Genomic DNA, 4,804 nt, shown 5'->3' with positions numbered 1-4,804 from the left:
CGCACCGGCCGCGCCTGCGGCGGCCGTGTCGCACCGTTTCAGCGTCAGCGCGCCGGCTGCCGGCAGCGGCACCGCGCCGGTGCCGCCGGCCGCTGCATCGCCGTCCGCACCGCCGGCGCAGACGGCAGTGTCTGCGCCAGCGCCGTCCGCCGCCGCGCCGCGCGGCGGCGGACGCGGCCCCATTGCGATCATCGGCATGAGCGGGCGTTATCCACAATCCCGCAATGTGGATGAATTGTGGGGCCATCTCGCCGCCGGCCGCGACCTGCTCAGCCAGACCACACGCTGGCCACTGTTCCAGGCCGACGGCTCGCCCGGCATCTGCCCGCGCGGCGGCTATCTCGACGACATCGACGAATTCGATCCGCTGTTCTTCAACATTTCCGGCGTCGAAGCGCGCTTCATGGATCCGCAGCAGCGCCTGTTCCTGCAGGAAGCCTGGACCGCGCTGGAAGACGCGGCACAGGTCGGGCAGGGCATAGAAGGCCTGCGCTGCGGCGTCTATGTGGGCTGCGGCGGCGGCGACTACCGCAGCCTGTTCGGCGCGGCGCCGCCGCAGGCGTTCTGGGGCAATTCCGGCTCCATCATTCCGGCGCGCATTTCCTATTACCTGGATCTGCAGGGTCCGGCGGTCACGGTGGACACGGCCTGTTCCAGTTCCCTGGTCGCGATCCACCTGGCCTGCCAGGGACTGTGGCACGGCGAAACCGACTTGGCCCTGGCCGGCGGCGTGATGGTGCAATGCACGCCGATGTACGCGCTGCAGACCTCGGGCGCGGGCATGAACTCGGCCGACGGCCGCTGCTACACCTTCGACGAGCGCGCCAACGGTTTCGTGGCTGGCGAAGGCGTCGCCGCCGTCGTGCTCAAGCGGCTGGAAGAGGCGCTCGCCGACGGCGATCCCATCCACGGCGTGATCCGCGGCTCGGGCATCAACCAGGACGGCGCCACCAACGGCATCACCGCACCCAGCGCGCTGTCGCAGGAGCGGCTGGAGCGCCAGGTCTACGATGATTTCGGCATAGATCCGGACACGATACAGCTGGTCGAAGCCCACGGCACCGGCACCAAGCTCGGCGATCCGATCGAGTTCCGCGCACTGACCAACGCTTTCCGCCGCGACACCGCGCGCACCGGCTTCTGCGCGATCGGTTCGATCAAGACCAATCTCGGCCACTGTGCGACCGCGGCCGGCGTTGCCGGCGTCATCAAGATCCTGCTGTCGCTGCGCCACCGGCAGATGCCGCCGTCGCTGAACTTCGAGCAGGGCAACAGCCACATCGACTTTGCCAACAGTCCATTTTTCGTCAATACCACACTGCGGCCGTGGCTGCCGGCCGCGGGACAGCCGCGCCGCGCCGCGGTCAGTTCGTTCGGCTTCAGCGGCACCAATGCGCACTTGGTCATCGACGAGGCGCCGCCGCGCCGCCGCCGCGCGCAGCCGCGTGCCGCCTATCTGATGGCGCTGTCGGCGCGCACGCCGGACCAGCTGCGCCAGCAGGCGCAGCAGCTGGCCGACTGGCTGGGCAGCAACAGTGCCGACGCCGGCGACATCAGCTACACCCTGTTGCGGGGCCGGCGCCATTTCGCCTACCGCCTGGCCTGCGTGGTCAACGACACGGCACAGTTGCGCCAGCTGCTGGCCGGCTGGCTGCAGCGCGGCGACAGCGCGGGCATCTACCTGTCCAATCCGGAACACGAGACCCAGGTCTGGCGCCGCGAAGACCTGGTCGACCTGAGCGATTGCCTGGCTCAGCCGGCCGACATCCATCGCCAGCGCCTGCTTCAGGCCGCGGCCCAGTTCGCGCAGGACCCGCGCGTGGATTTCGCGCCGCTGTTTGCGCAGAACGACTGCAGCAAGCTGTCGCTGCCGACGTATCCGTTTGCGCGCGAGTCGTACTGGGTACCGCCGCAGCCCGAGGCCGCGCTGCCGGCGGCGGCCGCCTTCGGCATGCCGGCTCCGTCACGGGCAGGCGAGGCGGTGGTGGCCGAATCGTTTGCGGTAGCGTCGGCTGCTGCCGATGCGGAAATTGAGTCATTTGCGAACAATGCAACAAACGCCGCGTCATCTGCTGTCGCGCCGGCAGGGGCTGCGGTGGACGAACGCGCACCGCTGCTGTTCCAGGAACTCTGGCAGCCGAGTGCGCTGCCTGCTGCCGCGCCCACGGCGCGCAAGCTGCTGGTGCTGCTGTCCGACCCGCAGCGCCAGGCCGCATTGCGGGCCGCAGTGCCCGACGGCGTGGAAATCCAGTTCCTGGCGAGTGCGGATGGCACCGATGACGCCACGCCGCGCGTGCCGGCGTACACGATCGAAGCCTTCGCCCAGGCCATAGATACCCTCAAGAACACGCATGGACGCTTCGACGGCGCCTGGTACCTGTGGCCGCTGGAGCAGCCGGAACTGGTGCGCGACTACACGCCGCTGGTGCTGCTGATCCAGGCGCTGGCGCTGGTGCAGCTGCCGGTCGCGCGCCTGTTGCTCGCGGCAGATTGCCGCGATGCGGTCGAGCAGAGCCATGCGGAGAGCTGGATCGCCGCCGGCCGCAGCCTGAAGATGGTGCTGGCGCAGACCCAGGCGGTTGCGGTGATCGGTGCGGCAGCCGAACGCGCGGACCTGGCGCAGTGGACACAGCGCCTGTGGCAGGAACAGCACGTGGCGCAGGCGCAGAGCGTGCGCTATACCGCGCAGGGACGCGAGACGCTGCAAGTACAGGCCTATGCGGAAGCGGTCACCCCCGGCGCGCTGCGCCAGGGCGGCACCTATATGATTACCGGCGGCCTGGGCGGCCTGGGCTGGCTGTTCGCGCATCATCTGTCGCGCCAGTACGCGGCCAATCTGGTGCTGATCGGGCGTTCAGTGCTGGACGCAAACCGCCATGCGCAGCTGAGCGCCCTCGAAGCAGCTGGCGGCCAGGCGCTGTACCTGTCCTGCGACGTGGCCGATGCCGCGGCGCTGCAGGCCGCGCTGGCGCAGGCGCGCGCGCGCTTCGGCGCGCTGCATGGCGTGCTGCATGCGGCCGGTGTCGACGGCGGCAAGCACATCCTGGCCAAGGGTGTGGACGAGTTCGGCGCGGTGCTTGCCCCCAAGATCGGCGGCACGCTGGCGCTGGATGCGGCGCTGGCCGACGATGCGCTGGATTTCATCTGCTATTTCTCGTCGTCGTCTGCGGTGCTCGGCGATTTCGGTTCGGTGGATTACGCCGTCGGCAACCGCTTCGAGCTGGCCCATGCGGTGCAGGCGCAGCAGCGGCGTGCCGAAGGCGCGGGCGGCCCGCGCCGGCTGGCCATCCTGTGGCCGTTGTGGCGCGACGGCGGCATGAACCTGCAGGCCGACGACACGACGCATCTGTATCTGAAGACCAGCGGCCAGCGCGCGCTGGAAGCCGACGAAGGGGTGGCGCTGCTGGAGCGGCTGCTGGGTACGACGGCCTCGCATGTGCTGGTGATGGCGGGCGAGCGGGCGCGGATCGAGCGCTATCTCGGCCTGGCGCCTGCCGCTGCTGCAACGGCGTCGCCGACGGGTGCTGCTGCGAACGCATCGCCGGCGGGCATTGCTGTAACGGCATCACCTGCCGGTGCAACGGCGGCACCGCAGCGCGCCGTCGCCGCCAGTGCGGCGCCGCTGGCGGCGCGCCGCGGCGAGCTGGCCGGTCTGGATCTGGCGCAGTGCGTGGTCTGGGACCTGAGCGAGATTGCCGCGAAGCTGCTGCAGCTGCCGCGCGCGCGCCTGTCGCCGCAGGAGAACCTGGCCGACTTCGGCTTCGATTCGCTGAGCCTGGCGGAATTCGCCGAACGCCTGAACGCGCATTTCGGCCTGCCGGTGACGCCGTCGCTGTTCTTCAAGTACGGCACGCTGGGCAAGCTCGGCAGCTTCTTTGCTCAGTCGCACGGCGATGCGCTGAAGGCGTTCTATTCGGGTGGCGGGGACCATTCCGGCAAGGCAATTAATGCAGCAAATGCGACAAATGCGGTGACGAGTCCTGCGTCACCCGCGCCTATGCCGGGCAGCGCAGTGCCCTCGGCTTTTGCAACGCCCGCATCCACCAACGCTGCCGCTTCGGCCCCGAACGAAGCCATCGCCGTCACCGGCCTGAGCGGCCGCTTCCCGCAGGCGCGCTCGGTCGATGAGCTGTGGCAGATCCTGGCCCAGGGCCGCGATGCGGTGACGGAGATTCCGGCCGAACGCTTTGCCTGGCAGGACTACGCCGCGGTCCTGAGCAGCCACTGGCTGGGCGCGCTGCCCGGCGTGGCGGAGTTCGATCCGGCGTTCTTCGAGATCTCGCCGCGCGAAGCGGTAACGATGGACCCGCGCCAGCGCCTGCTGCTGCAGGAGGCGTACAAGGCGCTGGAAGATGCCGGCTACGGCGATGCGCAATTGCAGCGCCAGCGCATCGGCGTGTTCGTCGGGGTGGAGCAGGGCGACTACGCCCAGCTCGCCGGCGACGGCGGTTCGCTGATCGGCAGCAACGACGCGATCCTGGCGGCGCGGTTATCGTATGCGCTGAACCTGCGCGGCCCGGCCATGGCGATCAACACGGCCTGTTCCTCGGGCCTGGTCGCGGCGCACCAGGCGGTGTTGAGCCTGCGCGCGGGCGAGTGCGAGGCGGCCATTGTCGCCGGCGTGAGCCTGGTGCTGAGCCCGGGCAGCTATATCGCGATGAGCCAGGCCGGCATGCTGTCACCGACCGGCCGCTGCCGCGCGTTCGACCGCGCCGCCGACGGCATGGTGCCGGGCGAGGCGATCGTGGCGCTGGTGTTCAAGCGCCTGAGCCAGGCGCAGCGCGACGGCGACGTGATCCACGCG

At 69.8% G+C, this 4,804-nt stretch carries 2 protein-coding genes; one reads left to right on the top strand and one right to left on the bottom strand.

The window, feature by feature from the left end; translation table 11 throughout:
• On the bottom strand, positions 1-198 hold a 198-nt coding region (locus NM961_RS23705), incomplete at its 3' end, for a hypothetical protein (RefSeq protein ID WP_255916902.1).
• Between NM961_RS23705 and NM961_RS23700 the strand changes: the two genes are divergently transcribed.
• A partial coding sequence (locus NM961_RS23700) for an SDR family NAD(P)-dependent oxidoreductase (RefSeq protein WP_255916901.1) occupies positions 197-4,804 on the top strand: 4,608 nt, incomplete at its 3' end. The genes NM961_RS23705 and NM961_RS23700 overlap by 2 nt on opposite strands.

This window comes from Tahibacter harae, from assembly GCF_024437735.1.
Classification (GTDB): Bacteria; Pseudomonadota; Gammaproteobacteria; order Xanthomonadales; family Rhodanobacteraceae; genus Tahibacter; species Tahibacter harae.
The sequence above is the reverse complement of the archived record's forward strand: the minus strand, read 5'-3'. Positions and strand labels throughout refer to the sequence as shown.